This window comes from Streptomyces sp. Inha503 (assembly GCF_047215865.1).
Classification (GTDB): domain Bacteria; phylum Actinomycetota; class Actinomycetes; order Streptomycetales; family Streptomycetaceae; genus Streptomyces; species Streptomyces lycopersici.
Window position 1 is genome coordinate 3351563 of record NZ_CP178360.1, and the last position, 26488, is coordinate 3378050.

Annotated in this window: 26 protein-coding genes and 1 pseudogene; 18 read left to right on the top strand and 9 right to left on the bottom strand. The window is 70.7% G+C overall.

Going from position 1 to position 26488, the window contains the following annotated elements; translation table 11 throughout:
* Positions 1 to 68 precede the first annotated feature (68 nt).
* From ACJX2R_RS13590 to ACJX2R_RS13600, 3 genes and pseudogenes are all read right to left on the bottom strand, one after another.
* Positions 69 to 959 carry a helix-turn-helix transcriptional regulator gene (locus tag ACJX2R_RS13590; protein ID WP_413100328.1) on the bottom strand — a complete coding sequence of 297 codons (891 nt, stop codon included), beginning with the start codon at positions 957 to 959 and terminating at the stop codon, positions 69 to 71.
* A gap of 309 nt (positions 960 to 1268) precedes the next feature.
* A complete protein-coding gene (locus ACJX2R_RS13595; protein WP_413100329.1) occupies positions 1269 to 2072 on the bottom strand; it encodes an SDR family oxidoreductase in 804 nt (267 codons plus the stop codon).
* A 770-nt stretch (positions 2073 to 2842) separates the two neighbouring features.
* Positions 2843 to 3281 (bottom strand): annotated as a pseudogene (locus ACJX2R_RS13600) (Tn3 family transposase); the annotation flags it as partial.
* Here ACJX2R_RS13600 and ACJX2R_RS13605 point away from each other — a divergent pair.
* On the top strand, positions 3226 to 3435 hold the full coding sequence (locus ACJX2R_RS13605; RefSeq protein ID WP_413106187.1) for a hypothetical protein: 210 nt from the start codon (positions 3226 to 3228) through the stop codon (positions 3433 to 3435). The pseudogene ACJX2R_RS13600 and the gene ACJX2R_RS13605 overlap by 56 nt on opposite strands.
* A 344-nt stretch (positions 3436 to 3779) precedes the next feature.
* Here ACJX2R_RS13605 and ACJX2R_RS13610 read toward each other — a convergent pair whose 3' ends face one another.
* Positions 3780 to 4217 (bottom strand): hypothetical protein, encoded by a 438-nt coding sequence (locus tag ACJX2R_RS13610; protein ID WP_413100330.1) that lies wholly within the window; start codon positions 4215 to 4217, stop codon positions 3780 to 3782.
* A 55-nt stretch (positions 4218 to 4272) separates the two neighbouring features.
* The gene (locus ACJX2R_RS13615) at positions 4273 to 4536 is read right to left on the bottom strand and encodes a beta-galactosidase (protein ID WP_413100331.1); all 264 of its coding nucleotides are present in this window, start codon (positions 4534 to 4536) and stop codon (positions 4273 to 4275) included.
* 114 nt (positions 4537 to 4650) lie between these two features.
* Between ACJX2R_RS13615 and ACJX2R_RS13620 the strand changes: the two genes are divergently transcribed.
* The 6 genes from ACJX2R_RS13620 (at position 4651) to ACJX2R_RS13645 (ending at position 10379) form a co-directional block, all read left to right on the top strand.
* Positions 4651 to 5379: a FadR/GntR family transcriptional regulator gene (locus tag ACJX2R_RS13620; protein ID WP_413100332.1), complete on the top strand. Its 729-nt coding sequence runs from the start codon at positions 4651 to 4653 to the stop codon at positions 5377 to 5379.
* Positions 5380 to 5637: 258 nt separating this feature from the next.
* Positions 5638 to 5784, top strand: coding sequence for a hypothetical protein (locus tag ACJX2R_RS13625; RefSeq protein WP_262704341.1), 147 nt, complete (start codon positions 5638 to 5640; stop codon positions 5782 to 5784).
* Positions 5781 to 5870, top strand: a complete 90-nt coding sequence (gene kdpF, locus ACJX2R_RS13630; protein ID WP_018566520.1) for a K(+)-transporting ATPase subunit F — start codon at positions 5781 to 5783, stop codon at positions 5868 to 5870. Before ACJX2R_RS13625 ends, kdpF begins: the two co-directional genes overlap by 4 nt.
* 8 nt (positions 5871 to 5878) lie before the next feature.
* Positions 5879 to 7540, top strand: coding sequence for a potassium-transporting ATPase subunit KdpA (kdpA, locus tag ACJX2R_RS13635; RefSeq protein WP_413100333.1), 1662 nt, complete (start codon positions 5879 to 5881; stop codon positions 7538 to 7540).
* A complete protein-coding gene (gene kdpB / locus ACJX2R_RS13640) occupies positions 7540 to 9705 on the top strand; it encodes a potassium-transporting ATPase subunit KdpB (protein ID WP_413100334.1) in 2166 nt (721 codons plus the stop codon). The genes kdpA and kdpB overlap by 1 nt, the downstream gene beginning before the upstream one ends.
* Before the next feature lie 5 nt (positions 9706 to 9710).
* On the top strand, positions 9711 to 10379 hold the full coding sequence (locus tag ACJX2R_RS13645) for a potassium-transporting ATPase subunit C (RefSeq protein WP_413100335.1): 669 nt from the start codon (positions 9711 to 9713) through the stop codon (positions 10377 to 10379).
* Positions 10380 to 10509: 130 nt separating this feature from the next.
* Here the strand turns inward: ACJX2R_RS13645 and ACJX2R_RS13650 are convergent, their stop codons facing one another.
* From ACJX2R_RS13650 to ACJX2R_RS13660, 3 genes are read right to left on the bottom strand one after another with little or no spacing between them, the layout of a single operon-like run.
* Positions 10510 to 11316 carry a hypothetical protein gene (locus ACJX2R_RS13650; protein ID WP_413100336.1) on the bottom strand — a complete coding sequence of 269 codons (807 nt, stop codon included), beginning with the start codon at positions 11314 to 11316 and terminating at the stop codon, positions 10510 to 10512.
* A complete protein-coding gene (locus tag ACJX2R_RS13655; protein ID WP_262703620.1) occupies positions 11313 to 11861 on the bottom strand; it encodes an RNA polymerase sigma factor in 549 nt (182 codons plus the stop codon). Before ACJX2R_RS13655 ends, ACJX2R_RS13650 begins: the two co-directional genes overlap by 4 nt.
* Positions 11858 to 12016, bottom strand: coding sequence for a hypothetical protein (locus tag ACJX2R_RS13660; RefSeq protein ID WP_262703621.1), 159 nt, complete (start codon positions 12014 to 12016; stop codon positions 11858 to 11860). Before ACJX2R_RS13660 ends, ACJX2R_RS13655 begins: the two co-directional genes overlap by 4 nt.
* Before the next feature lie 578 nt (positions 12017 to 12594).
* On the opposite strand from ACJX2R_RS13660, the gene ACJX2R_RS13665 reads away from it, so the two are divergent.
* From ACJX2R_RS13665 to ACJX2R_RS13710, 10 genes are all read left to right on the top strand, one after another.
* Positions 12595 to 12786 (top strand): lysine biosynthesis protein LysW, encoded by a 192-nt coding sequence (locus ACJX2R_RS13665; RefSeq protein ID WP_413100337.1) that lies wholly within the window; start codon positions 12595 to 12597, stop codon positions 12784 to 12786.
* Entirely contained in the window at positions 12783 to 13667 is an 885-nt protein-coding gene (locus ACJX2R_RS13670) for a RimK family alpha-L-glutamate ligase (protein ID WP_262703623.1), read from the top strand. Before ACJX2R_RS13665 ends, ACJX2R_RS13670 begins: the two co-directional genes overlap by 4 nt.
* A gap of 81 nt (positions 13668 to 13748) precedes the next feature.
* On the top strand, positions 13749 to 14387 hold the full coding sequence (locus tag ACJX2R_RS13675; protein WP_262703624.1) for a degT/DnrJ/EryC1/StrS aminotransferase: 639 nt from the start codon (positions 13749 to 13751) through the stop codon (positions 14385 to 14387).
* Positions 14387 to 15706, top strand: a complete 1320-nt coding sequence (locus ACJX2R_RS13680) for an aminotransferase class I/II-fold pyridoxal phosphate-dependent enzyme (RefSeq protein ID WP_413100338.1) — start codon at positions 14387 to 14389, stop codon at positions 15704 to 15706. Before ACJX2R_RS13675 ends, ACJX2R_RS13680 begins: the two co-directional genes overlap by 1 nt.
* Positions 15699 to 16739 (top strand): N-acetyl-gamma-glutamyl-phosphate reductase, encoded by a 1041-nt coding sequence (gene argC, locus ACJX2R_RS13685; RefSeq protein WP_413100339.1) that lies wholly within the window; start codon positions 15699 to 15701, stop codon positions 16737 to 16739. The genes ACJX2R_RS13680 and argC overlap by 8 nt, the downstream gene beginning before the upstream one ends.
* Positions 16736 to 18643: a M20/M25/M40 family metallo-hydrolase gene (locus ACJX2R_RS13690; protein WP_413100340.1), complete on the top strand. Its 1908-nt coding sequence runs from the start codon at positions 16736 to 16738 to the stop codon at positions 18641 to 18643. The genes argC and ACJX2R_RS13690 overlap by 4 nt, the downstream gene beginning before the upstream one ends.
* Complete coding sequence (locus ACJX2R_RS13695; RefSeq protein WP_413100341.1) at positions 18643 to 19503, top strand: transketolase; 861 nt, start codon at positions 18643 to 18645, stop codon at positions 19501 to 19503. The genes ACJX2R_RS13690 and ACJX2R_RS13695 overlap by 1 nt, the downstream gene beginning before the upstream one ends.
* Positions 19500 to 20453, top strand: coding sequence for a transketolase family protein (locus ACJX2R_RS13700; protein WP_413100342.1), 954 nt, complete (start codon positions 19500 to 19502; stop codon positions 20451 to 20453). The genes ACJX2R_RS13695 and ACJX2R_RS13700 overlap by 4 nt, the downstream gene beginning before the upstream one ends.
* Complete coding sequence (locus tag ACJX2R_RS13705) at positions 20450 to 21772, top strand: APC family permease (protein ID WP_413100343.1); 1323 nt, start codon at positions 20450 to 20452, stop codon at positions 21770 to 21772. The genes ACJX2R_RS13700 and ACJX2R_RS13705 overlap by 4 nt, the downstream gene beginning before the upstream one ends.
* A gap of 30 nt (positions 21773 to 21802) precedes the next feature.
* Positions 21803 to 22579, top strand: coding sequence for an SDR family NAD(P)-dependent oxidoreductase (locus ACJX2R_RS13710; RefSeq protein WP_262703631.1), 777 nt, complete (start codon positions 21803 to 21805; stop codon positions 22577 to 22579).
* A 30-nt stretch (positions 22580 to 22609) separates the two neighbouring features.
* Here ACJX2R_RS13710 and ACJX2R_RS13715 read toward each other — a convergent pair whose 3' ends face one another.
* Complete coding sequence (locus ACJX2R_RS13715) at positions 22610 to 23047, bottom strand: helix-turn-helix domain-containing protein (protein ID WP_413100344.1); 438 nt, start codon at positions 23045 to 23047, stop codon at positions 22610 to 22612.
* A 280-nt stretch (positions 23048 to 23327) separates the two neighbouring features.
* On the opposite strand from ACJX2R_RS13715, the gene ACJX2R_RS13720 reads away from it, so the two are divergent.
* On the top strand, positions 23328 to 26477 hold the full coding sequence (locus ACJX2R_RS13720) for an AfsR/SARP family transcriptional regulator (RefSeq protein ID WP_413100345.1): 3150 nt from the start codon (positions 23328 to 23330) through the stop codon (positions 26475 to 26477).
* Positions 26478 to 26488: the final 11 nt, after the last annotated feature.

Here is a 26488-nt window from a genome sequence, read left to right on the forward strand (position 1 = left end):
GTCGCCGGGCGCAGGGGATCACGATCCGCTGCTGGCGGAGCCCAACTCAAGCTGAAAAGGTTGGAATATCAGCTGAGTGCTTGAATCTCGGTCGCTAGCCTCTCCTGGCTAGCCGCCCACGACGCCAATAGGGCTAGACCCTCCGCGGTCGCGGTGCCAGCGGGCGCGGTGTAGACGTTCAGGAGCAGGCCGGGTTCGGCAGGCAGATCCATCGACTCGACGTCCAGGTCGAGCCGGCCCACTACCGGATGGTGCACACGCTTGCGTCCGGACCGGTGGAGCCGAACGTCCTGAGATGCCCACCGCTGCCGAAATAGTTCACTGTGTGTTGATAGTTCTCCGACTAGGGCGATCAGCTCCTCGTCGTGCGGATTGCGGCCGGCTTCCATGCGTAGTTTCGCGGCCACATCGCAGGCGATTCGGTCATAGTCGACGAAGAACGTTTTTGCCGCTTCGGGATCTAGATACACGAACCGCGCGGTGTTCGCCGGCCGTCGCGTGTCGGCCAGCACCGGTGAATACAGCGCGCGGGCAAGTTGATTCGTGGCCAGCACGTCATAACGGGCGTTGCAAATCCAAGCCGGCGCATCGGTGATGGCGTCGAGCACCTGCTGAAGCGCCGGACGCACCGTCACGGCGGGTCGCCGGCGGCGTGGACCGCCGGGCGACCTGGACCGCCGCGCAAGGTGGAATAGGTGATCGCGCTCGGCCTCGTCAAGTTGCAAGGCAGAGGCCAACGCGTCGAGCACCCCGTCGGAGGCGCCGGTGAGGCTGCCGCGCTCCATACGCACGTAGTAGTCGACCGATACCCCTGCCAGTAGAGCCACCTCTTCGCGACGCAGACCTTTGACCCGGCGGTTGCCACCGTAGGCGGGCAGTCCGGCCCGCTCGGGCGCGATCCGCGCGCGACGCGAGCTCAGGAATTCCTTGATCTCAGTGCGTAGATCGATCGTGGCCACCCCTTCACCATAGGCCCTGTCCTCAGGCGAAGGGAGGTTCTGCTGGTACCCCCGACGGCTACGCACCCCCTCACACGCGGCATGCGCCCAGCGTCGTAGCGGGAAAAGGCCCGCGTCGACACCTGGATACCCGAAGCAGTCGTGGCAATGGCACCGTCGACCGGGACAATGGCGCCCGTCAGGTAGGACCCGGCCCGACTGGCGAGGAACACGGCGCTGCCCGCCATGTCGTCGTCGCGGCCAAGCCCCGGGCCATGGGAGCCCACACCCACCGAGAGCCGCCGCCACGACCGCGCCGGGCGCCGACGCCTAGGTACCTGATGCGGTCGTGGCGATGCCGCCGTCGACCGGGATGATGGTGCCCGTGAGGTACGATCCGGCCCGGCCAGCGAGGAACACGGCGATACCTGCCATGTCGTCGTCGCGGCCGAGCCGACGCAGAGGGGCCTTCGCCGCGATCGTGTCGCCGATGGCATCGAGCGTGGACGCCATCATCTGCGACGGGAACGGTCCCGGGGCCACCGCGTTCACCGTGACGTGCTGTGGGCCCATTTCCCTGGCAAGCACTCTGGTGAGTTGATGGAGTGCCGCTTTGCTGCTGGCGTACGAGTAGTTGGGCGACTCGGCGACATGGATGGCGGCGATACTGCCGATGTTAATGATCCGCGCGGGATCATCGGCGGTGCCCGCCCTGCGAAGTGCGGGGAGCAGCGCCTGCACCAGCCAGAACGGCGACTTGAGGTTGATGTCGATCACTGCGTCCCAGGCCTCGTCCGGGAACGTCTCCAGCGGCTCGCGCCACATCGCTCCCGCGTTGTTGACGAGGATGTCCAGGCGTTCCGAGTCGGCCTTCACAAGATCAGCGAGGCGCTGACACTCGTCGTACCTGGACAGGTCGGCGGGGATTGCTTGAACGTCGCCGAATTCGGACAGTAGATGCTGTGCCTCCGCGCACGTGTCTGCCTTGCGCGAGCTGATAATGACGCGGGCGCCCGCCTGTAGAAGGCCGCGCGCTATCATCATCCCAATGCCCCTGGTGCCGCCAGTGACAAGTGCGTACTTCCCACTCAGATCGAAAAGGTCTGCGTGAGTGGTGAACTGGTTGTCCGCCATTGTTTCTTCGTTCCTTCTGCCGTGGAAGCATGTGCTGACACGGTCGCGCGTCCGGTGCAGCTGAATTGAACTGATGAGGGCAAAGCAAAGCTGCAAGTGCGTGTCCATGGAGTGTTTTCGGCGCTTTCGTTCAAGGCGCCTGGGACGGATTCTCGGGCGGCCGCCGTGCGCGCCTCCCGTGGATCCATTACTTCTCCTCTGTGTAGCTGGGAACCGACTCAAACAGGTTGACAGGCGTCCTGGACGTCTGGGAGATCCTGGTGATACGGGTACTGTGAGAGCCCCCCTTGCCTGGTGCGCTGGCTCAGTACCAAGCCCCTCCAACTCGTCGGCCAGCACTGCTTCGGATGCGGGGCCGGGGGCGACGCCCGGATGTTCGCCGCCGGCGCCAGAACTGCAAGCGCCCGAACCGGACGGTGCAGGTCATCGTCACCGTAGCCACGTCCGGGGCGCCGGGGTCGAGCTGTTCGCCCAGCACCCGCGGCGAGAAGCCCCCGCCCAGCGGGCCCTCGTGCTCGGCCGGTGTGGTGCAGCCGGTCCCGTCGCTGCTCCACACACCGTGATGGCGGACAACCGTCCCGGGCGCCACCTTGCCACCACGGTGGCCGGGTCGCGCAGCGGCCGCAGGCCACGGGCGGGCTGGGAGGGGTGATCGTGTACCGGCCCAGGACGTTGACGTGTTTGTCCTTCAACGGCGAGAGCCGGGCGTACTCGGCGAACGCCTGCCCCAGCGGCGTCATCCGGCCTTCCCTGCCGAACACGCGCAGCGGGGCCGCGATGGTGTCCCCGCGCAGGTAGTTCTGGTCCACATGCGACAGGCGGCTGCGGGTCAGCCCCCCGTGGCCGGGGTTGATCACCGGGGTCGGACCGATGTTGCACGCCTCGGCGACCAGCAGTGCCACCAGCGAGCCCGGCAGGCCGGCCATCCTGGAGGCGCCCTCGGAGACGTGGGTGAACGCGTCGAGGAACCCGGTCCAGGAGTGCATCTCGAACACTCGGGCGGGACGACGACCTCGACCTTCGCGTCCGGCCCGGCCTCGGCCATCCTGTCGGCCATCCGCCGCCACACCGCGTCCGCAGCGCCCGGTGCGGCTGCTCGAACACGCACACCACGTAGGCGTCCCGGTCCACCGCCCCGGCCGGCAGCGCCGGGTTGGCGAACACCACCGGCTTCCACGAGCGCGGCACCAGATCGGCGTCGATGTCCTTGGTCGGCGGCGACTTCGAGGCGCCCTTGCGCCGCGACAGCCCCGACAGCCCCGACGGCGTGCGCACCGCGGCCCGGATCTGCCGCCCGCCCTGCGCGGCGGCCAGCGCCTCCGGCTCACCCACCGCCGCCAGAAACGGCCGGACCGTGTTGTAGCGGGCCGTCGGAGCCTTGCGTAACGCGATCTCGGCCGAGCCGTCATCGACGGGCACCAGCTTCTCGACCATCGACATCGCCGCCGTGATCTTGTCGCGGGGCGTGATCTCTCCCAGCACGTGCCACGCGGGCGATGGGTCCAGAGCGGCCTGGTCCCGGTCGGCTTCCTCCAGCAGCCGCAGCAGCGCACCCGACACCCGTTTCAGCGTCCGGGAGGCGCGCTCCAGCTGCGGCAGGTTCGCCAGCCGCTCCTTGTCGGTCGCACGCTTGGCCGGCGACAGCGCGAACCCCCGTGGGCGTGCCCGCCCTCCAGCCCACCGCGGTCTGCCTGACCGGGCAGCACCTCATCGTGACGACTGCCTCCTACGGGCTGGCCGATCCCGGTCCATGGGACGGGGCCGCGCTCCGCGCCTCCTGCACGGCCACCGCGCCGGCCACGCGTCGGCATGTCGTTTGGGGTAACCGGTCTGGTGGGTCTCCTGGTTGGGTTCTTTGAGGTCCACCCGCTGCGAGCAGCCGTGGTACAGGTAGTAGCCCTGCCAGACCGATCCGCTGCCCAGCTTCGTCAGGGCCAGCGAGGTGACGTCCGCCTCCGGTACGAGGGGGCGGCGGTGGTGGGCGATGGCCATGCCGCCGCCCAGTTCGCAGGTGGCATACGGGTAGCGGCTGATGTCGGGCCCGGTGCCGGTGGATGCGGCGTTGCGCAGGTCGGCGCCGATGGCGAAGTCGTCACGGATCGGGGTGAAGAAGAAGTGGCGGCGCATCTCCCGCGCCGGCCCCACCTCGGCGTCCTCCCAGAAGACCTCCGAGTAGCCGCCGTACAGGGGCAGCAGGGTGTCATGGGGGATGTCGGCCGCGCCCCAGGCGGTCGCCGTCGAAACGCAGGGTGCCGCGGTCGTTCTCGTGCTGGTTCCAGAACAGATAGGTGGCGACCAGGTCGATGCCGCCCGCCTTCATCTTGAGGAGTTCTTCGCGCCACTCGGCGGCCGGGTAGCGGCTGAAGTGGAACTCGCCCATGGCGGGGATCCAGGGCCGGCCGTCCCGGATCAGGCTCTGGCTGTCCACGGTCAGCGAGTGCGGCGCGGTGTCGGAACTGCCCATGGGCAGATGTCCGCTCAGGGCCGGAGGCGCTGGATGTATTCATAATTAACGCTCAGCGTTAGGATGAGACACATTCCGGCGCAACACCACTCTCAGCCGCAAGGAGAACTCCGCATGGCGTCCTACACGGGCAGAGGTGTGCACGGGCAGATCGTGCACACACTCGGCACTCGCATCGTCGGCGGTGACCTGCCCGAAGGTGCGATCCTCGACCTGCGGGCGCTCGGCGAGGAGCTGGACGTCAGCCTTACTGTCATGCGCGAGTCCATGAAGGTGCTGGCCGGCAAGGGCCTGATCGACGCGCGCCAGAAGCGCGGCACCTTCGTTCGGGAGCGCAAGCACTGGAATCTGCTCGATGCGGACCTCATCCGCTGGCAGGTGGAAAGCGGCGGGAGCCGGCGTCTGATGCGCGACCTGGCCGATGTCCGCTCCATCGTGGAACCCGCGGCCGCGCACCGGGCCGCGCTCCACCGCACTGACGAGGACCTGCACGCCATGCAGATAGCACTCGACGCCATGGCGGAGGCCCTCGCCCACTCCGCGGCAGACCACGCCGAGGCGGACGCCGCCTTCCACCGTGCGCTGCTCAACGCGACCGGCAACGAGATGCTGGCCAGGATGGACCTGCTCCTGGAACCGGGACTGCGCGAGCGTGATCGCGTGGTTCACTCCCACACTCGGGCCGCCGACCCGATCCCCAGCCACCAGGCCGTGCTCGACGCGGTCCGCGATCAGGATGCGGCCCGCGCGGAGCTGGCCATGCTCGACCTGCTCGCCCAGGCCACACACGACCTCGATCAGGTCACCGGCGACCTGCCCACCCCACCGCCGCAGCGCTCGTAGCGCCGCTTTAGATCCGAGCCGGGCGGTCAAAGATGAGCGCAGCTCATCGCGGTAGCGACGCCGCAGGCGTCCTTGATGGTCCGGCTCGGACCGGACACTTCACTGCCGGGCGGCCCGACTCCTTCGTGCTCACCTGAATCGCACAATTCCGGCCGGCCCTCGCCGCGGTGCCCGTAAGAGGCGCGTCAAAGGCGTGCTGATCGCCGTATGGGAGCCGTCAACGACGGTCGGTTCCGGCCATGGGGCGGGGTTTCCTTCTTGCGTTGCCCCTTCGATCCGCCGTTCGCGGATCTCCCCCGACCTCTTCTCCAGGAGCTCGCGATGGCCGATGTGGCCTTCGTCATCGCCACGATCGCGGTGTTCGCGCTGGTGGCCCTTGTCGCCAAGGGGGTGACGAAGCTGTGACCGCCGAAAACGTCGTCGGCCTGATCGTGGCCGTCGCCCTGCTGGGCTATCTCGTCCTCGCCCTGATCTTCCCGGAGAGGTTCTGAGAACAAGCATGAGTCCCGTACTCGCCGGCGTGCTACAGCTGCTCGCCCTCATGGGAGCGCTGGCGCTCGCCTACGTCCCCCTCGGCAACTACATGGCCAGGGTCTACTCCTCCGACAAGCACTTGCGGGTGGAGAAGTGGATCTACAAGGGCATCGGCGCCAACCCCGACGCCGAGATGCGCTGGACCGCGTATCTGCGCGGGGTGCTGGCCTTCTCGGCGGCCGGGGTGCTCTTCCTCTATCTGCTCCAGCGGCTCCAGGGCGGTCTGCCCGGCTCGCTGGGGTTCTCCTCGATCGAGCCCGCGCAGGCGTTCGACACGGCCGCGTCCTTCGTGACGAACACCAACTGGCAGTCGTACGCCGGCGAGCAGGCCATGGGCCACGTCGTGCAGACCGCCGGTCTGGCCGTGCAGAACTTCGTGTCGGCGGCGGTGGGCATCGCCGTCGCGGTGGCGCTGGTGCGCGGCTTCGCGCGCTCGCGCACCGGTGAGCTCGGGAACTTCTGGGCCGATCTGGTGCGCGGCACGGTCCGCGTCCTGGTGCCGGTGGCGGCGGTCGCCGCCGTGGTGCTGGTCGCCTGCGGGGCGATCCAGAACTTCTCCGGCATCCACGAGGTGGGCCAGTTCATGGGCGGCTCGCAGCAGTGGAACGGTGGCGCCGTGGCCTCGCAGGAGGCCATCAAGGAGCTGGGCACCAACGGCGGCGGGTACTTCAACGCCAACAGCGCCCACCCGTTCGAGAACCCGACCCCGTTCACCAACCTCTTCGAGATCTTCCTGATCCTGGTCATCCCGCTGGCGCTGACCCGCGCCTTCGGCGTCATGGTCGGCTCGGTCAAGCAGGGCTACGCGATCCTGGCGACCATGGTCACCATCTGGGTCGGCTTCGTCGCCCTGATGATGTGGACCGAGTTCGCCCACCACGGCCCGGCGCTTCAGGCCGCCGGTGGTTCGATGGAGGGCAAGGAGACCCGCTTCGGGGTGGGCGCCTCGGCGCTCTTCGGGGTGTCGACCACGCTCACCTCGACCGGGGCGGTGGACTCCTTCCACTCCTCCTTCACCGGCCTGGGCGGCGGCATCACCATGCTCGGCATGATGCTGGGCGAGATCGCGCCGGGCGGTGTGGGCTCCGGGCTCTACGGGATGCTGATCATGGCGATCATCGCGGTGTTCATCGCCGGGCTGATGGTCGGCCGTACGCCCGAGTACCTGGGCAAGAAGATCGGCCCCCGCGAGATCAAGCTGGCGGCCTGCTACATCCTGGTCACCCCGGCGCTGGTGCTGATCTTCACCGCCGCCTCCATGGCCCTGCCGACGCCGCCGAACTCGATGCTCAACTCCGGTGCGCACGGCTTCTCCGAGGTGCTGTACGCCTTCACCTCCGCCTCGAACAACAACGGCTCGGCCTTCGCGGGCCTGAACGCGAACACCGACTGGTACAACACCACGACCGGGCTCGCGATGCTGCTCGGCCGCTTCGTGCCCATGGTCTTCGTGCTGGCGCTCGCGGGCTCGCTCGCCGGGCAGCGGCCGGTACCGGCCACCGCGGGCACTCTGCGCACCGAGAAGCCCCTGTTCACCGGGTTGTTGGTGGGCGCGATCCTGATCATCACCGGTCTGACGTACTTCCCGGCGCTGGCGCTGGGGCCGCTGGCCGAGGGGCTGGCGTGATGACCACCCGCATAGAAAACCACGAGGACTCCATGTCCACTGCCACTCCGACCAGAGCGCCGCACAGCGGCGTTCGCACCGGGCACACCCCGGCCGAGGACCGTGTCGGCGGGGGTCTCTTCGACCCCAGGCAGCTGCTGCGGTCGCTGCCGGACGCCTTCCGCAAGCTGGATCCGCGGGTGATGGTGAAGTCGCCCGTGATGTTCGTCGTGCTGGTCGGGTCCGTACTGACCACCGCGTTCTCCTTCACCGACCCGGGCGACTGGTTCGGCTGGGCGATCAGTGCCTGGCTGTGGCTGACCGTGATCTTCGCCAATCTGGCGGAGGCGGTCGCCGAGGGCCGTGGCAAGGCGCAGGCCGACACCCTGCGCAAGGCCAAGACCGACACCGTCGCGCGACGGCTGCTGGGGGACGGCTCGGAGGAGCGGATCCCCGGTACCGGGCTGACCATCGGGGACCTGGTGGTCTGCGAGGCCGGCGATGTCATCCCCGGCGACGGCGATGTCGTCGAGGGCGTCGCCTCGGTCGACGAGTCGGCGATCACCGGCGAGTCGGCGCCGGTCATCCGGGAGTCCGGTGGCGACCGTTCGGCCGTGACCGGCGGGACGAAGGTGCTCTCCGACCGCATCGTCATCAGGATCACCACCAAGCCGGGCGAGACCTTCATCGACCGGATGATCAACCTGGTGGAGGGCGCCGCACGGCAGAAGACGCCCAACGAGATCGCGCTGAACATCCTGCTCGCCTCGCTGACCATCGTCTTCCTGCTCGCCTGCGCCACGCTGCCGCCGTTCGCCACTTACGCGGGCACCCATCTGACGATGGTGGTGCTGGTGGCGCTGCTGGTCTGTCTGATTCCGACGACGATCGGCGCGCTGCTGTCGGCGATCGGCATCGCGGGCATGGACCGGCTGGTGCAGCGCAATGTGCTGGCGATGTCGGGCCGGGCGGTGGAGGCCGCCGGTGATGTCTCCACGCTGCTGCTGGACAAGACCGGCACCATCACCCTGGGCAACCGGCAGGCGGCGGAGTTCGTGCCGGTGCGCGGCACCACCGAGGCCGAGGTGGCGGACGCAGCCCAGCTGTCGTCGCTGGCCGACGAGACCCCCGAGGGCCGGTCCGTCGTCGTCCTGGCGAAGGAGGCGTACGGGCTGCGCGAGCGCCACCAGGGTGAGCTGGTGGGCGCCGAGTGGATCGGGTTCACCGCGCAGACCCGGATGTCGGGCGTGGACGTGGACGGCCGGAAGATCCGCAAGGGGGCGGCCGGTTCGGTCGTCGCCTGGGTCCGGGAGCGGGGCGGTACGGTCGCCGAGGACGGGGGCGGGGGCGAGGACGCGGGCGCGGACGCGGGCCGGATCGCCCGCCGGATCTCCGCGGCCGGTGGCACCCCGCTGCTGGTGGCCGTTCAGGACGACGAGGGCGCTCGTGTGCTGGGCGTCATCCACCTCAAGGACGTGGTCAAGGAGGGCATGCGGGAGCGGTTCGAGGAGCTGCGCCGCATGGGCATCAAGACCGTCATGATCACGGGTGACAACCCGCTGACGGCCAAGGCGATCGCCGAGGAGGCGGGCGTCGACGACTTCCTCGCCGAGGCCACGCCCGAGGACAAGATGGCCCTGATCAAGCGGGAGCAGGCGGGCGGCAAGCTGGTCGCGATGACCGGCGACGGCACCAACGACGCCCCGGCGCTGGCGCAGGCGGACGTCGGGGTGGCGATGAACACGGGGACGTCGGCCGCCAAGGAGGCCGGCAACATGGTCGACCTCGACTCCAACCCGACCAAGCTGATCGAGATCGTGGAGATCGGCAAGCAGTTGCTGATCACCCGGGGCGCGCTGACCACCTTCTCCATCGCCAACGACGTCGCGAAGTACTTCGCGATCATCCCGGCTCTGTTCGCGGCGGTCTACCCGGGCCTGGACAGGCTGAACATCATGCGGCTGTCCTCGCCGGACTCGGCGATCCTGTCCGCGGTCGTCTTCAACGCGCTGATCATCATCGCGCTGGTGCCGCTCGCCCTGCGGGGCGTGCGCTACCGGCCGATGAGCGCGGACCGGATGCTGCGGCGCAACCTCGGGATCTACGGTCTCGGCGGCCTGATCGCGCCCTTCGTCGGCATCAAGATCATCGACCTGCTCATCTCCCTCATCCCCGGGATCGGCTGATCGCCATGAACCATTCCGTCACGAACACCGTCCGGCTGTTCGGCGCCGGGCTGCGCGCCCTGCTGATGCTGACCCTGGTCACGGGCGTCATCTACCCGCTGCTGGTCACCGGCGTCGCCCAGGGGCTGTTCCACGACAAGGCGAACGGCTCCGAGATCACGGCACACGGCAAGGTCGTCGGCTCCTCGCTGATCGGGCAGTCGTACGACCTGCCGCTGAAGAAGGGCCAGGAGACCCCGGATCCCGATCTGAAGTGGTTCCAGGGACGTCCGTCGAACGGCCTCGGCAGCAACAGCGTCAACACCCGGTACAAGCTGCTGCTGTCCGGAGCCACCAACCTCTCCGCCGACAGCAAGGAGCTCCTCCAGCGGGTCCGGGCCGCCAAGGCCGCGGTGGTCAGGGACAACTCGGTGCCCGGCTACACCGTCAAGCCGTCCCAGGTTCCCGCCGAGGCGGTGACGTCCTCCGGCTCCGGTCTTGACCCGGACATCTCCCCGCGGTACGCGAAGATCCAGGTCCATCGGGTCGCGGAGCGGAACGGGCTGTCCGTCGGCCAGGTGGAGAAGCTGGTCAAGGACAAGACTGAGGGCCGTACGGCCGGTTTCATCGGCGAGCCGCGGGTGAACGTCCTCGAGCTGAACGTCGCGCTCAGGGATCTGGTGGCCCGGCGCTGAGGTTCGAGCCCTGAGGTTCGTGCGCCGAGGAGTTGGTAGCTGTCGGCCGGAGGGTTCCCCGGCCGACAGCTCCCGTCTGCGGTGGGTTGTTCCCCTCCAGGGGCGGAGCCGCGCTTACGCGGGGGAACCCCTACGCGGGGGAACCGCTGCGTGGCCGCTCCGGCAGCACGGCCCGGTCGGGCGAGGGCACGGTTTCCGTGGTGGTCTTGGTGGACTTGGTGGTGGTGAGATCCTCGATGCGGTCGGCGAACCCCGGCTCCGGCAGCGGGAGGTCGATGTCGGGGTCGTCGGTGAAGTCGACGGCCTCGGCGACGTAGTGGATGACCGCCCTGGTGGCGGGCGGGACCTCCTGTCCCCTCTTCAGGCCGTGCAGGATGCGGAGGGCGGCGGCCATCTCGTGGTCGGTGGCGGTCCAGTCCTCCACGGTGTCGGTGACCGGCGGGATGTCGTTGCCCGCCTGCTCGTGCCACCACTCGAGCCATGCGTGCGCCTGGCCGTCCTCGCCCAGCGCCATGTGGTGGAGGTAGAGGCAGTACGCGGCGGCGGGGTCGCCCGCCCCGGCGGCGAACTGCCACCAGAACTGGGCGTGGTCCTCATGCCCGGCCAGCTGGAGCACGCATCCCAGGACCCGGGAGCCGGGCGGTTCGAGGATGCGGCGGGTGAGGAAGTCCCGTAGCTGGGTCAGGGCGTCGGGCCGGGCGATGATCGCCTCGCACAGGGTGTGCAGATCCTGCGCCATCCGCTCGTCCGCGCCCGGCGCCGCGGCTCCGGCGGTCGCGGCGGTCCGCCGTTCCTGTTGTGGCGGGCGCTCCTGGGGCGGGATATGGCCGGGGTTGGTGTGGCGGGCGGCGAGCCGGGCCTCCGCGGCCTCGAAGTCGATGGGAGGGGTGGGGTTGAGCAGGGCCCGCGCGAGGATGCGGTCAATGGGTGGGGTCATCGGTTGTCCTTGGCCAGGAGTTGCTGGAGACGGCGGCGGGCGTAGCGGGCGGTGGAACGGACACCGGCCTCGGTTATCCCGAGGTGGGTGGCGGTCTCGGCGACGCTGTAGCCGCGGCAGTGGAGCAGGATGACCACGTCCTGCTGGCGCTCGGGGAGTTTCTTGATCGCCTGATAGAGGTTCAGGCTCTCCTCCAGGGCGGCGATGGGGTCGACCGCGTCCTTGAGGATCGCGGTCTCGAAGGTCGCGTTGTCCAGGAGGGCGGGGCCCCGGTTGCGGGCCCTGGCGAGGTCGATGACCCGGTTCTTCATCACCTTCCAGGCGTAGGCGGCCGGGTTCTCCATGGTCAGCACCTTGGGCCAACAGCGCAGGAGTTGTTCGAAGGCGGCGTCGACGGCCTCTTCGGCGTCCGCGTGGTTGCCGAGGTAGACCATGGCCCGGTCGATGTACGCCTTCCGGTGGAGTTGGTGGAAGGCACGGAAGTCGGCGGGGAGTCCGGCGGTCATCGAGGTGATCTGGCGCGAGCGCGGGAAGTCGTTGGTCACCGCTCCCCTCCCTCCTGATTGTTGCGATGCAGTTCCGATACGCCGACGCGGACGCCCGTCGCGGCCGCGCGGCGCAGGAGGGCGATGGCGTCCCTGCCGAATACCCGGGTGACGAGTACGGCGGTGACGACGTTCACCACGGTTTGAAGATTCACCGGACTTCGCTGTCCTTCTGTTCGTCGTACGAGGGTGGCCCCCACACGCCCCGCGAGTGCGCCGTGTTGCGCCCTCTGTTCAGATAGCGCGTACCGACGCGGGTTCGTGCATCGGATGAGCCTAAAATCTTACGGAACGCAGCGATCCAATTACGCAAATATGAAAATCTCATCGCAAGATTCGGGTGCACGGGTCCGGCCCCGTACCACCCCCTACCACCCCGCGCGGCCCCGTGCCGTCGTACGCGAGGTCGTACGCGAGCGGCGGGCTACGGGGGGGTCCGCCGCGTGGCAAGGGCTACCGGGCTGCCGGGACGGCGATTCGGCCACCCCTATCGCCTCCACTGATGCGGATCCAGCCATCCCGGCCTGATGGGAGCCCTCATACGGCCCCGCCGCCACCCTCGTCCCCACCCTCCGTGGCGGCCAAGGGAATTCACGGCTCCAGATACGTGATTCCGTAGTGCGCCAGGCACGTCGCCGTCCGTACCGTCATTGGTGTCCGGGAACGCGGAAGACAACAAAAGCCGGTTCCCGAACGGATCGGATCCCTCGCAACCATCGGGAAGGGAAAAGCGATGACGGTTACGGCCCAGAAGAGCGCGGTCTGCCTCGTATGCGAAAGCGAGCTGGAAATAGAGAGCGATGCGGAGAACGGAGAGATCATCGAATGCGGGACCTGCGGTCAGGAGCATGAGCTGACCGGCCGGACCCAAAGCGGCTGCTCGGTCGCGCTGGCGCCCGAGGTCGAGGAGGACTGGGGCGAATGACCGTCGCAGCCACCGATGTCCTGCTGTCGGTGACCGTGCTGCGCCCCGACGAGCGTCGGCTCCTGGACGCCTTGCGCGCCCAGGGGCTGACCGCCCGTCCGGTGCTGCCGCCGGACATCGCGGAGGTCCTCAGCGACGAAGGGGCCAGGCCCCGGCTCGTCGTGCTCAGAAACCTGTCCCACCGTGAGGCGATCGGCACCGCGCGTCGGCTCGAACAGGCCGGGATCGCCACGCTGAACAGCCCCTCGGCCATCGAGGTCTGCAACGACAAGGGCCTTCAGGCCCTGCTCTTCGCGCGGCACGGCATCCCCCACCCGGTGACCCGGCACGCGTTCAGCTACGACCAGGTCCGCTCCGCCGTCTCCGAACTCGGCCAGCCCGTGGTGGTGAAGCCGCCCTCCGGCTCATGGGGGCGCGGGGTCACCCGGCTGGCCGACGAGGGCGAGCTGGAGGCGTGGACGGGCGGGCGGGAGTCGGCCGACGCGGCCGGAAAGCTCTTCCCCGTCCTGGTGCAGGAGTACGTGGACAAGCCGGGCCACGACATGCGTGTCGTGGTGATCGGGGAAACCCCGGCGGTCGCCTTCCGCCGGAAGTCGGACAACTGGCGCACCAATACGCATCTGGGCGCCACGGTGGAACGTGTCGAGATCACCGCGGAAATCGAGCGACTGTGCGCCCTGGCGGTTTCCGCTCTCGGTCCCGGTTTCTACGGGGTGGACCTCGTGGAGGACCGGCTCACCGGTGAATTGACGGTGCTGGAGATAAACGCCAATCCCGAATTCGCCCGGTCCTCCGATGCGCATGGAGTCGATGTCGCCGGCCGGTACGCCGAATACGTCGCCGACGTTCTGGGCTCCCCACTGCTGTCCATAGCGGCCTGAGTCGCCTCGCACCGGTACCAGCGGCACCACGGGGGAACTCCGGTGCCACCGAACACCATGATCCGTTTGAGGGGATATTTCATGGAACAGTTCGACGCCGCGCTCGTCCTCACCCGGGTACTGACCTCCGGCATCGTGATGAGCATCGAGAAGAACGACAAGGAGCTGCCCTCCTTGGAACGGCTGTTGACCAAGCGGACCGGCCGCGCCAAGGCGGTGCTGGTCAACAGCCGGACGGCCGCGATCCATGCCGCGCTGAGCGGTCAGGGCATCGGCCACGGTGACCGGGCCGCGCTGCCCGAGCTCGATGAGCGTGCCCGCTCCTTCGTCCACTGGCTCGGCGTGGAGGAGGCCGGGCCGGGCGCCGGTGGACCGGCCTTCGAGCTGCTGAGCGTCACCGCGGAGAACGCCGACGGGTTCGGCGAGGCCGCCGCGGCCGCCACCGCCCCGGCGCTGGCCGTGGACCTCACCGGGCTCGGCTTCGGCCCGGCGGCCGCCGTGCTCACCGACGACGAACAGATCTGGTCGCGGGCCGAGCGGCTGAAAATCTTCGGTGCCTTCGATCTGCGCACGATGTGGACGCAGGAGGAGGCCGCGCCCGGCCTGGCACCGGGCGTCCAGTTCAACTACCGGCTCAGCCCGCTGGTCGCGGCCTGTGTCCGGATGGCACTCAGGCAGGTCGGTCCGCGCACGCCCGTCATGACCGGAGGAACCAACTGATGATCACGGACTTCCCGTCGGCCCCGCTCCCGCTGCCCGACGCCGCCGAGGTCGCGGCCGAACTCGCCGAGTTCGGCGGCGGGGCGATGATCCCCAAGGAGATGCGGCGCACCATCTTCCCGGTGATCACCAAGGAGGATGTGTTCACCATGCTGCTGGCGCAGCGGTCCGACCCGGACAAGGTCGTGGCCGACTTCGCCGAGAGCTACCGCGCCTATGTGGGCGCCCACCGCGCACTGCCCACCGCGAGCGGCACCTCCAGCCTCCATCTGGCCCTGATCGGAGCGGGTGTGCTCCCCGGTGACGAGGTGATCGTCCCCGCCTTCACCTTCATCGCCACCGCGCAGGCGGTCGTGGCCGCCAAGGCCGTACCGGTCTTCGTCGACATCGATCCGGACACCTACTGCATGTCGGCCGAGGCCGCCGAGGCGGCGGTCACCGAGCGCACCCGGGCCATCATGCCGGTGCATGTTCACGGGCTGCCCGCGGACGTCGCCGCGCTGCGCGAGGTGTGCGGCCGACATGGGGTGGCGCTGGTGGAGGATGCCTCGCACGCCCACTCCGCGAAGATCGGTGACCGGGTCTGCGGCTCCCTCGGGGACGCCGCCGGGCAGAGCCTGATGGCGGACAAGAACTTCCCGCTCGGCGGCGAGGGCGGGATCGCCTTCTTCGGCAGCGACGAGGCGTACGGCCGCACGACCGAGTTCCTCGACCGGAACGGCATCGACTACGGGATGTCCTGGGTGGCCGCGGCGTTCGGCGCGAGCCAGCTGGCGCGGCTGCCCTACTACGACGCGATCCGGGCCCGGAACGCGGCGCTGCTGGCCGACGCGCTGCGGGAGACCGGTCTGTTCACCCCGCCGCATGTGCCGGACGGCCATGTCCACGCGTACAACATGTACCGCGTGGGGCTGGTGCCCGAGGCGGTCGGCCTCGACGATCTGCCGGTCTGGGCGGTGAAGGAGGCGGTGCACGAGCTGCTCACCGCCGAGGGGGTACCGGCCCGCGAGTGGCAGAACACCCCCATCCCCTGCCATCTGCCCTTCAAGGAGCGGGCGGGCTTCGGCAACGGCTATCCGTTCACCCTCAACCCGGCCGCGGTCCGGGACCACGAGCCGGGGGACTTCCCGAACGTGACCGCCATGCTCGACTCCACCGTGGTGCTCTGCCGTGAGCTGCGCTCCCCGGTGGAGTACGAGCGGGCGACCCGCTACGCGGACGCCTTCCGCAAGGTCGCCGCCCGCCCCGACGCCATCCGCAAGCTCGTCGCCGAGCGCGAGTACCGGCGGCCCTATGAGAAGGCGGCCCGCCTTGGCTGACAACGACCGGCTGCGGGTGGCCGTTCTCGGCGCCAGCGGCTACACCGGTGCGGAGCTGGTCCGGCTGCTGCTGGACCACCCGCGAGTGGAACTCGCCTATCTGTCCTCGGAGCGCTACAGCGGGCTCCCCATCACCTCCGTGCTGGCCGGGGTGCGCAACCACCCCGCCGCCTCCGGGTTGCGGTTCCGGCCGCTGGACGCCGTCGACGAGGTCGATGTGGCCTTCGGCTGCCTGCCCACCGGGGCGCTTCCGCCGCGGATGCCCAAGCTCGCCGAGCGGGCGGGGCGGGTGATCAACCTGGCCGGGGACTTCCGGCTCACCGACCCCGAACAGGCCGCCACCCACTACCCCGAGTCGGCCGGGTGGGAGGAGCCGTTCCACTACTTCGTCCCGGAGTTCTCACCCCCGCCCACCGACGCCCGATTCGTCAATCTGCCCGGCTGCATGGCCGTCACCACGCTCTACGCCCTGCAACCGCTGGTCGCCGCCGACCTGGTGGGGGACGAGGTCGTGGTGGACGCAAAGACCGGGGCCAGCGGCAGCGGGGCCAAGTCCTCGGAGCACCCCGCCGAGCGGATCGGCAACTTCCGGGTGCACAAGCCGTTCGGGCACCGGCACGCCCCCGAGATCACGCAGGCGCTGCGGGCCTTCTCCGGACGCGCCCCTCGGCTGCGGTTCTCCACGTACAGCCTGGATGTCTCCCGGGGCATCCTGATCTCCGCGTACGGTCCGCTGCGCCCGGAGGTCTCCCGGCTGGACGTCAAACGGGCCTACGGCAAGGCGTATGCGAAGACCCCGTTCGTCCGGATGCGCACCGCGCTGAAGACCCCCGGGGACTTCCCGATGCTCAAGAGCGTCGTCGGCTCCAACATGGCCGAGGTGGCGGTCTCGGTCCGGGACGACCGGTACGTGGCCGTCGCCGCGCTGGACAACCTGCTCAAGGGCGCGGCCGGACAAGCGGTCCAGGCCCTCAACCTCCTCCACGGCTTCGAGCAGTCCACGGCCCTCCCCTTCACGGCGGTGACACCATGAGCGGACTGCCCCTGTACGTGATCAAGGTCGGCAGCAGCACCCTGCTGCACCCCCAGGTCTTCGCCGAGATCGCCGCCGTCCGCCGGCGCGGGGCGCGGGTGCTGCTGGTCGCGGGCGGCGCCGAGGGGATCGAGCGCCACTACCGGTCCATCGGCCGGGCCATGCCCGAACTGACCCTGCGCAACGGCGACACCGTGCGTTACTGCCCGCCGGAGGAGATGCCGCATATCGTCGCCGCGTACAGGCGGGTCACGCTGCCGGTGGTGGAGGCCGGTCTGACCGCGCACGGCCTTGGGGTCTTCACCGCCGTCGCGGCCCAGGGCGGGCTGGTCACCGGACGCGTCAACCGGCCGCTGCGGGTGCTGGCGGACGGCCGGTCCAAGGTGGTCAGGGACCATCGCGCGGGCACCGCCGAGGAGGTGGACACCGAGCGGCTCGGCGCGCTGCTGGACGCCTACGACGTGGTGTGCCTCTCGCCGCCGGTGCGGGACGCCGAGGGCGGGAGCGAACTCAACGTCGACGCCGATGTGCTGGCCGCCACGGTGGCCAACGCGCTGGGCGCGGACCATCTGCGGCTGGTGACCGGGACCGCGGGGATCCTCACCGACCCCGCGGACCCCGGCTCCACCCTGCACGACGCGTTCCCCGGCACGGCCGGCCCGTACGCGGGCGGCCGGATGAAGCAGAAGGTGCGGGCGGCAGAGCTCGGGCTGCTGGGGACCGCGGACGTCGCGGTGACCGGCCCGCACACCATGGCGGAGCCGGGCGGCTGGACCCGGTTCTGGGCCGCCGAGGAGCCGGCCGCGGACCTGGCCCTGCTCAGCCGGACCGTGCAGATCCCTTCCACCTCCTACGACGAACACGAGCTGGTGGACTATCTGGTGCGGTGGTGCCGGGAGCGGGAGATCCGGGCGTGGCGCGACGAGGCCGGCAATCTGGTCGCCGAGCGTGGCACCGGACCGCGCACCCTGCTCCTCCTCGGCCACCTGGACACCGTGCCGTTCACCTGGCCGGTGCGCTGGGAATCCGGCGCGGACGGCGAGGAGGGCGCGGAGAACGCGGTGTTGCACGGCCGGGGCAGTGTGGATGCCAAGGCGTCCATGGCCGTCTTCCTCGACGTCCTGGCCGCCGCACCGGTCCCCGAGGGGTGGCGGCTGCGCGTGGTCGGCGCGGTGGAGGAGGAGGTCTCCTCGTCCAAGGGGGCCTTCCATGTGCGCGACCACTATCCGGCGGACGCGGTCGTGGTGGGCGAGCCGAGCGGTTCGGGCGCCCTCACCCTCGGCTACTTCGGGCTGTTCAAACTGCGGGTCACCGCGACGGTGCGCAGCGGCCACTCCGCCGGTTTCCAGGCCAGGTCCGCGCCCGACCAGCTGATCGAGTCGCTGGAGGCGATCCGGGCGGCGGTGCTGAAGGAGGCCGACGACGCGCTGAGCGCGGTCATCGACATCGGCTGCTCGGCCGACGCCGGCAGCCAGTCGGCCACCGGGATCCTCAACTTCCGGGTGCCGCCGGCCGCGGATCTCCAGGCGCTGCGGGCCAGGGCGCTGGAGGCGGCGGACGAGGGCGTGCGGATCGAGTTCCTGCGCGCCACCCCGGGCTTCTCCGGCCCCCGCTCGACGCCGCTGGCCAAGGCGTTCAGCCGTGGCTTCGGCCGCAGCGGCATCCGCCCCCGGTTCCTGCTGAAGAAGGGCACATCCGATATGAACACGCTCGCCACGACGTGGCGGAACGTCCCGATGGTGGCCTACGGACCGGGTGACGCGGCCCTGGACCACACCGAGCACGAGCACATCGACGCGGCCGAGTACCGCAGGGCGCGCACCGTGCTGCGCGAGGCGGTGACTGGTTTCTTCGCCCTCAGCGGCGCGGGCGCCGACACCGTACGGACCGGGGAGGTGGCGTGATGACGGCGATCGTCGCGGAGGCCGGGGCGCCCGGGGCCGGCGCATCCGTCGCCGAGCGGCCCGCCGCTCACCGGACCCTCCCCGATGTGCTGCGGGAGCGCGCGCTGACCGCCCGCCGCATGGTGATCGACATGGCGGCCTCGCCGACCGGCTGCCACCTCGGCGGCAGCCTGTCCGCGATGGACATCCTGATCGCCGCACTGGACCGGACGGCCTCGTCCGACGACGGCAGCCAGGTGGTGCTGAGCAAGGGCCACGCCGCCGCGGGGCTCTACGCGGCGCTGTATGTCACCGGGATCCTCCAGGAGGACCCGGTGCCGCACTACGGCGCCCCGACCCACCACTTCACCGGCCATCCAGGGCCCGCCGTGCCGGGCGTGCGGTTCCCCACCGGAAGCCTCGGCCACGGTATGCCGTACGCGCTGGGCTGGGGCTTGAGCCGCCGGCTGGCCGGCTCGGGCGGGCTCGGCATCGCCGTCGTCGGGGACGGTGAACTCCAGGAGGGGCTGATCTGGGAGACCTGCCAGGTCGCCGCCGCGCAACGGGTGGGCAATCTGGTGGTGTTCGTGGACCGCAACGGCGGCCAGAACGACGGCCTGGTCGCGGACATCTCCCCGCAGCCGCGGCTGGCCGAGCGGTTCGAGGCGTTCGGCTTCGAGGTGTGCGAGGCGGACGGACACGATGTGGCCGCCCTGCGGACGCTGCTGGAGCCGGACCGGACGGCCGCGGTGAAACCGCTGGCCATCATCGCCGACACCGTCAAGGGCAAGGGGCTCCGCCCGGTCGAGGGAAAGGCCGCCTCGCACTACGTGACCATCGACGCCGCGCGGGCCACCGCCTGGAAGGGGATCGTACGATGACGCTGCCCGGACGCACCGCCTACCGCGAGGAACTGACAAAGATCGCCGCGGACAACCCCCGGGTGCTGTGCCTGGAGGCGGATCTGGGCGGCCGGGGCCATTCCTTCGCCGAGGCTCATCCCGACCGCTTCTTCAACGTCGGCATCGCCGAGGGTGCCATGGTCGACATGGCCGCCGGGCTGGCGGCCGGCGGCTACCAGCCCTTCGTCTCCACCTTCGCGCCGTTCGCCGCGCTGCGCGCCGCGGAGAGCCTGAAGCTCGCCCTGGGCTATCTGGGGGCGGGCATCACGGTGGTGGCCCCGTACGCCGGGGTGTCCGGCGGCTGGTTCGGCACCACCCACCACTGCCTGGAGGACTTCGCGGTCCTCCGGGCGGTGCCCGGCGTCACCATCGCCGCCCCGTACGGGGAGCGGGAGATGCGCGCGGTCATCCGCCGGGCCGCACGCACCGGGACCCCGCACTATGTGCGCACCGGGCGCAACGCCGCCCCGGAGAGCCTGCCGTGGCAGGGGACGGATCCGCCGGTGGTCAACTGGGACGACGCGGGGGCACGGCCGGACCGCGTCTGCCTGGTGTCGGTCGGCGAGGTCGGCACCGAGCTGTGCCTGGCGGTGCGCCGGGCCGACCCTGGGCTCGCGCACGCGCATCTGTGCTTCGTCGACCAGCCGCATCTGGAGCAGGCCGCCGCCGAACTGGCGCGCCGGTACGACCGGTTCGTGGTGGTCGAGGAGCACCGGCCCGCCGGGAGCGTCGGCTCCGCGCTCGCCCTGCTGCTGTCCGGGCGCGTGGTGCGCTCGGTCAACGCCGGCGAGGGCTGGCCGAGCCGGGGCGGCAGCCATGAGCAGGTGCTCGATCAACTCGGCCTGAACGAGGCCGCGGTGTGGGAAGCGCTGGCTTCCGTCAAGGAATCGCCGCTCGTCACCGGCGCACGGGAGAGGAACGGGATATGAGTACGCATCGGGTCGGGCTGGGGCAGGGGACCGCGATCTATGTGGGCGCGATCCTGGGCGCCGGCATTCTGGCGCTGCCCGCGCTCGCGGCGCGGGCGGCGGGCCCCGCCTCGCTGCTGGCATGGCTGGCGCTGCTGCTGTTCTGCGTACCGGTGGCCACCAGCTTCGCCGCGATGGGGGCGCGCTATCCGGACAGCGGCGGCGTGGCCACCTTCGTCTCCAAGGCTTTCGGACCACGGTTCTCCGGCGCGGTGGGGTACTGGTTCTACTTCGCCCTGCCCGCCGGGGCACCGGCCACCGCCTATGTCGGCGGCCAGTACGCGGCCCATGCCCTGGGCGCCGGACAGCATGTCACGCTGGCGGTGGCCGCGGGGCTGCTGCTGGCGGCGTTCGGCAGCAACGCGGTGGGGCTGCGGATGTCGGCGCGGGTACAGCTGGTGCTGGTGGGGCTGCTGGCGGTGCTGCTGCTGATCGCCGTGGTCACCGCGCTGCCGCACGCCCGTACGACCAACCTCACGCCGTTCGCGCCGCATGGCGGCGCGGCCGTCGGGCAGGCCGCCAGCCTGCTGTTCTTCACCTTCGCGGGGTGGGAGGCGGTCACCCATCTCTCCGGGGAGTTCCGCGATCCGCGCCGTGATCTACGCCGGGTCACCGCGGCCACCCTGGTGGTCATCGGGGTGCTCTATCTGGGCCTGGCGGTGACGTGTGTGCTGGTGCTGGGGCCCGAACTCAGCGAGACCGACGCCCCGTTGACGCTCCTGCTGCAACGCGGGATCGGCTCGTCCGCCTCGGCGATCACCGCGGTGATGGCCATGCTGCTCACGTTCGGCACCATGAACTCCTATCTGGCCGGGGCCTCCCGGCTCGGGGCGGCGCTGGCCCGGGACGGCGCGCTGCCGGCCCCGCTCGCCAAGGGGCACCGGCCCGGGGAGGTGCCGCGCCGGAGCCTGGCCCTGTTGTTCCTGCTCAGCGCGCTGGTGTGCGCCTTCGCGCTGCTGACCGGCACCGGGCTGGGGAAGGTCATGCTGGCCGCCTCCGCCTGCTTCATCGCGGTCACGGTGGCCGGTCTGGTCGCCGGGGTGCGGCTGCTGCCGAGGGGCAGCGCGGTGTGGTGGGGCGCGATCATCGCAGCCGTGGTGATGAGCGTGGTCCTGGCGTTCTCCGGATGGTTCCTGATCCTTCCGGTGCTGCTGGGAGCGGCGGCGGTCGGCGGGCAGTGGTGGTCGGCGCGGGCCCGGGAGCGGGCACCCAGGGCGCGGACGTCGGCGGCGCCGAAAGTGGTGACCGCCTGCGCGCCGCTGTCGGAACAGGCAGAGTGAGCGGTCCGGAGAAGTCCGAGGAGGGGTGACGTGGATCTGGGGTTGAAGGGGCGGGTCGCGATGGTCGCGGCCGGTACAAGCGGCATCGGGCTCGCCGTGGCCCGCCGGCTGGCCGGGGAGGGCGCCACCGTGTCGGTGTGCGGGCGCTCCCCCGGCCGGCTGCGGGAGGCGATGGGCCTGCTGGCGGAAGAGGCGCCCGGGGCGGTGCACGGAACGGCGCTGGACGTCACCGACCAGACCGCGGTGGAGGGCTGGGTGCGGGAGGTGGCCGAGCTCCACGGCGGGCCGCATGTGGTGGTCGCCAACGCGGGAAGCCCCCCGGAGGGCGGGGCCGAGCGGTTCGGCGTACCGGACTACCGGGCGGCGGTGGAGCTGAACCTGCTGTCCGCGATCGCCCTGACCCGGGCGGCCCTGCCGCATATGCGGGAGGCGGGCTACGGGCGGATTCTCTTCATCACCTCGCTGGCCGCCAAGCAGCCCATCCCTGGCCTGGCGCTGTCCAACACGGTGCGCCCGGCGGTGGTCGGCTACGCCAAGGCACTGGTGCACGAACTCGCCGAGGCGGGCGAGGGCTCGGTGACGGTCAATGTGCTCGCCCCCGGGATGACCCGTACCCCCACGCTACAGGCGTGGGCGGAGGAACTCGAGGGCGGCGTGGAGCGGTTGAGCGCGGACATCCCGATCGGGCGGCTGGCGGAACCCGACGAGGTGGGTGCCGCCGCCGCCTTCCTCGCCTCGTCGCTGGCGGGAGCCACCACCGGGGTGGTGCTCCCGGTGGACGGCGGCGCCACCCGCGGCCTGCTGTGAGAGGAGACCGCGGGTGGCGCCGCCATCGGGTCAGACGGCCACGGTGGGACGTCCGTGCAGGGCCACCGCGAGCTGGGCGCGGCGGCTGATGCCGAGTTTGCGGTAGATCCGGGTGATGTGCTGTTCCACGGCGCGCGGGGAGACCCGAAGCCGTTCGGCCATCTGCTGGTTGGTGAGGCCGTCGAGCATCATCTGGGTCAACCGCCGCTCGTGGGGCTTGAGTTCCCCCGCCTCGCCAGTCGGCCACCCCGGACCGGGGACATCGGGGCCGGCCGGCGGGGCGGAACCCTCGGTGAGGATGTCTCCGAGCTTTCTGGCACGGGTGTCGAGGACGAGCCGCTGCCGGACGTAGGGATCCCCTCCCAGCACGCTCCACAGCGCGTCGTGGTCGTCGACCTGGAGCAGCAGCGTGTCGCCCCGCCCCTCCCCCCAGGTTCCCCCGTACAGCAGAACTCTCTCGCGGGCCATGTGTCGCCAGTACGAGCGGTGGCTCGACCTCGTACGGTGTAGGTCCTCTCCCTTGCGAAGTCGGCGTTCTATCATGAATTTCATCGCTGCTCCCGTTGCCAGGGACGGTGCCCACGAGACCCGGACGCCCCGCGGTACTACGCCCGTAGCATCCAGCGGCGCTCTCCCCAACGCTTCCCGTCCTGTTACCAGATGGCCGAGTCATGACCGGGAAGCGTTGTATTTTTTTCGGGCCCTGGTCATTACAGTGGGTACGCAACCGTTTGCCGAGGGGGCAACATTGACCGAGGAGAGGCCGGATCCGGTCCGGTTCAATGTGCTCGGCTCACTGGAATGTCTGACGGCGGACGGGGCACAGCTTCCCCTCGGCGGGCCCGTCCACGAGCGGGTGCTGGTCTCCCTGTTGCTCTCCCCGAACCGGGTGCTGCCGGTCAGCCGGCTGGTCGAGGCCGTCTGGGACGAGGACCCACCGGCCACCGCCTCGCACCAGGTGCGCAAGGCGATCGCCGGGCTCCGCGGCCGCATTCCGCGGGGGCGTGAGCTGCTCCTCACCGACGGTCCCGGCTACCGGGCGGCGGTCGCGGCGGACCGGCTGGACCTGAGCGTGTTCTCCGAGGGGCTGCGCCGGGCCCAGCAGGAGGCGGCCGAAGGCCGCGCCGTGGACGCGGTCGACACCCTGCGCGACACGCTCGCGTTATGGCGCGGACCGGTGCTGGCCGGGACCGGCGGAGCGGTGATCACGGCCGCCTCCGCCGCGCTGGAGGAGCGGCGGCTGGCCGCCACCGAGCAGTACTTCGAGCTGAGGCTGTCCCTCGGCGAGAGCAGTGAACTCGTCGGGGACCTGCGCATTCTGATCGGCTCGCATCCGTTCCAGGAGACCCTGCGCGGGCTGCTGATGCTCGCCCTGTACCGGTCGGGGCGGCAGGCGGAAGCGCTTGCGGAATTCGACTCGGTGCGCAAGCTGCTCTCCGTGGAGCTGGGCATCGATCCGGGCGACCGGTTGTCGAGGCTGCACGAGGCGATTCTGCGCAACAGCCCCGAACTCGCCGCCCCCAGCCGCCCGGCGCCCGTCGCCCCCGCGCCGCCACCCGCGCCCGTAGCCACCGTGACGGTCACCGCCCCCACCGGCCACTCACCGCCGCCCTCCCCCGCCCCCACTCCCGCACCGCATCCGTCGGTACCAGCCGCCGCGCACTGCTGCACCCTCCCCTACGACCTGCCGGACTTCACCGGACGGGACCGGGAGTTGCGGGACCTGCTGGAGGGCGGCGGCGGTCTCGGTCCGCGGCCCGGCCGCGGCCCCCGCATCATGGCCATCGACGGTATGGGCGGCAGCGGCAAGACCTCGCTCGCGGTGCGGGTCGCCCATCAGCTCGCCGACCACTGGCCGGACGCCCATCTCTACCTCGATCTGCGCGGTTTCACCCCCGGCGAGCCACCGCTACAGCCCGCCGCCGTCGCCGAGGCGATGCTGCGGATGCTCGACGTGCCCGGCGAGCGCATCCCCGACGACGAGGCGGGCCGGCTTGCCCTGTGGCGCACCACGGCGGCGCAACGCCGGCTGGTGCTCCTCCTCGACAACGCTGTCGACAGCGCTCAGGTCCGGCCGCTGCTGCCGGGCACCTCCGACGCGCTAGTCCTGATCACCAGCCGTTCCCGGCTGGTCGAACTGGACGGGGCGCAGTGGATATCGCTCGGGATCATGCCCCCGGAGGACAGCACCGCGCTGGTCGTCAGGATGCTCGGCGAGGAGCGCATGGCGGCCGAGCCGGGAGCGGTCGCCGAGCTGGTGGAGTTATGCGGCCATCTGCCGCTCGCGTTGCGGATCGCGGCGGCCCGGCTGCGCAACCGGCCGCGCTGGACCGTCCGTTATCTGGTCGAGCGGCTGCGGGACGAGACCCGTCGGCTGGACGAGCTGCGCTCCGGGGAACGGGGCGTCACCGCGACCCTGACTCTGTCGTACGAAGGACTCGACCCGGCGCACCGCGCCGCGTTCCGGCTGCTGGGCCGGCACCCGGGCGCGGATGTCGACGCGTACTCGGCCGCGGCGCTGCTCGGCACCGATCCGAGCCTGGCCGAGGATGTGCTGGAACATCTCCTCGACACCCATCTGATGCAGCAGCACGAGACCGGCCGCTACGCCTTCCACGACCTGGTGCGCAGTTTCGCGCAGTGGCTACGGAACCAGGAGAGCGCGGACCAGGACCAGGCGGACACCGCGGCGGCGGAGCGGCTGCTCGACTACTACCTGACGGCCACCGAGGCGGCCTGTGACATCGTTTTCCCGGGCCGGGCACCGCTGAGCCCCGGGCCCGACGGGCCTGTCCGGCGCTCCGGCGCCGTGGTCCCGGTGCTGGGCAACACCGTGCGCGCCCGGGAATGGCTCGACCGTGAGAAGGACAGCCTGCTGGCGGCCGTCACCCTCGCGGACCGCCAGGGGCTGTACCGGCACGCCGCCGAACTGGCCCGCAATGTCGTCTTCCAGCTCGACAGCCGGGGGCGCTACGAGGAGTTCCGGCAGGTGGCGGGCGTGGCGGTGGCCGCGTCACGCGCCCTGGACGACCGGTCCCTGCTGGCCCTGAGCCTGTCGAACCTGGCGGTCGCCGACTGGAAGCTGGGCCGCTTCACCGAGGGACTGACGGCGGCCGAGGAGAGCCTGGGGCTCTCGGTGGAGCTGGGCGACCGCAGGGGGGCCGCCAAGAGCACCGGGCTGCTGGGGCTGCTGCTGGCCACGGTCGGGCGGTTCGACGAATCGCTGCCCCAGCTGGAGAAGTCCATCGCGCTCAAACGGGAGTTGGGCGCCCCGCGTGCGGAGGCGGAGTCCCTGACCAACCTCAGCTCACTGTTCGAGCATTGGGGCAGATACCGCGAGGCCGCCGAGGCGGCGCGGCGCGCGGTCGAACTCAATCAGCGGATCGGCGCCCGAGACAACGAGATCGTGGCCCTGACCGATCTGGCCCTCGCCCTGCTCGGCCTCGGCGAGGACGCGGAGGCCCGCGCCTGTCTGGACCGGGCCCTGGAGATGAGCGGCGAATCGGACTCCCTGGGGGATGTGGCCCTGGTGTTCGCGCTGTCCGCCAAGGTACGGCGCCGGCTCGGCAGGCCCGCGGAGGCGTCGAGCCATGCCGAGCGCGCCCTGGAGCTGGAGCGGGAGAGCCGGGCGCCGATCCGGCAGGCGACGGTCAAGAACATCCTGGGCCGCCTGCACGGCCACCGGGGTGAGCATGCCGCCGCCCTCGAACTGCACACCGACGCCCACCGGATCGCCTCGGCGGTCGGCTACCGCATCGAGATGGCGCGCGCCCTGTTCGGTATGTCCGAGATGCTGCGGGCTCGCGGCGACACTGCGGCGGCCGACCATCACCGCGAGGGCTCGGACGCGCTGTTCGACGCGATGGGCGTGCCGGAGGCGTTCCGACGGTCCGGCTGAGACCGCCGGAC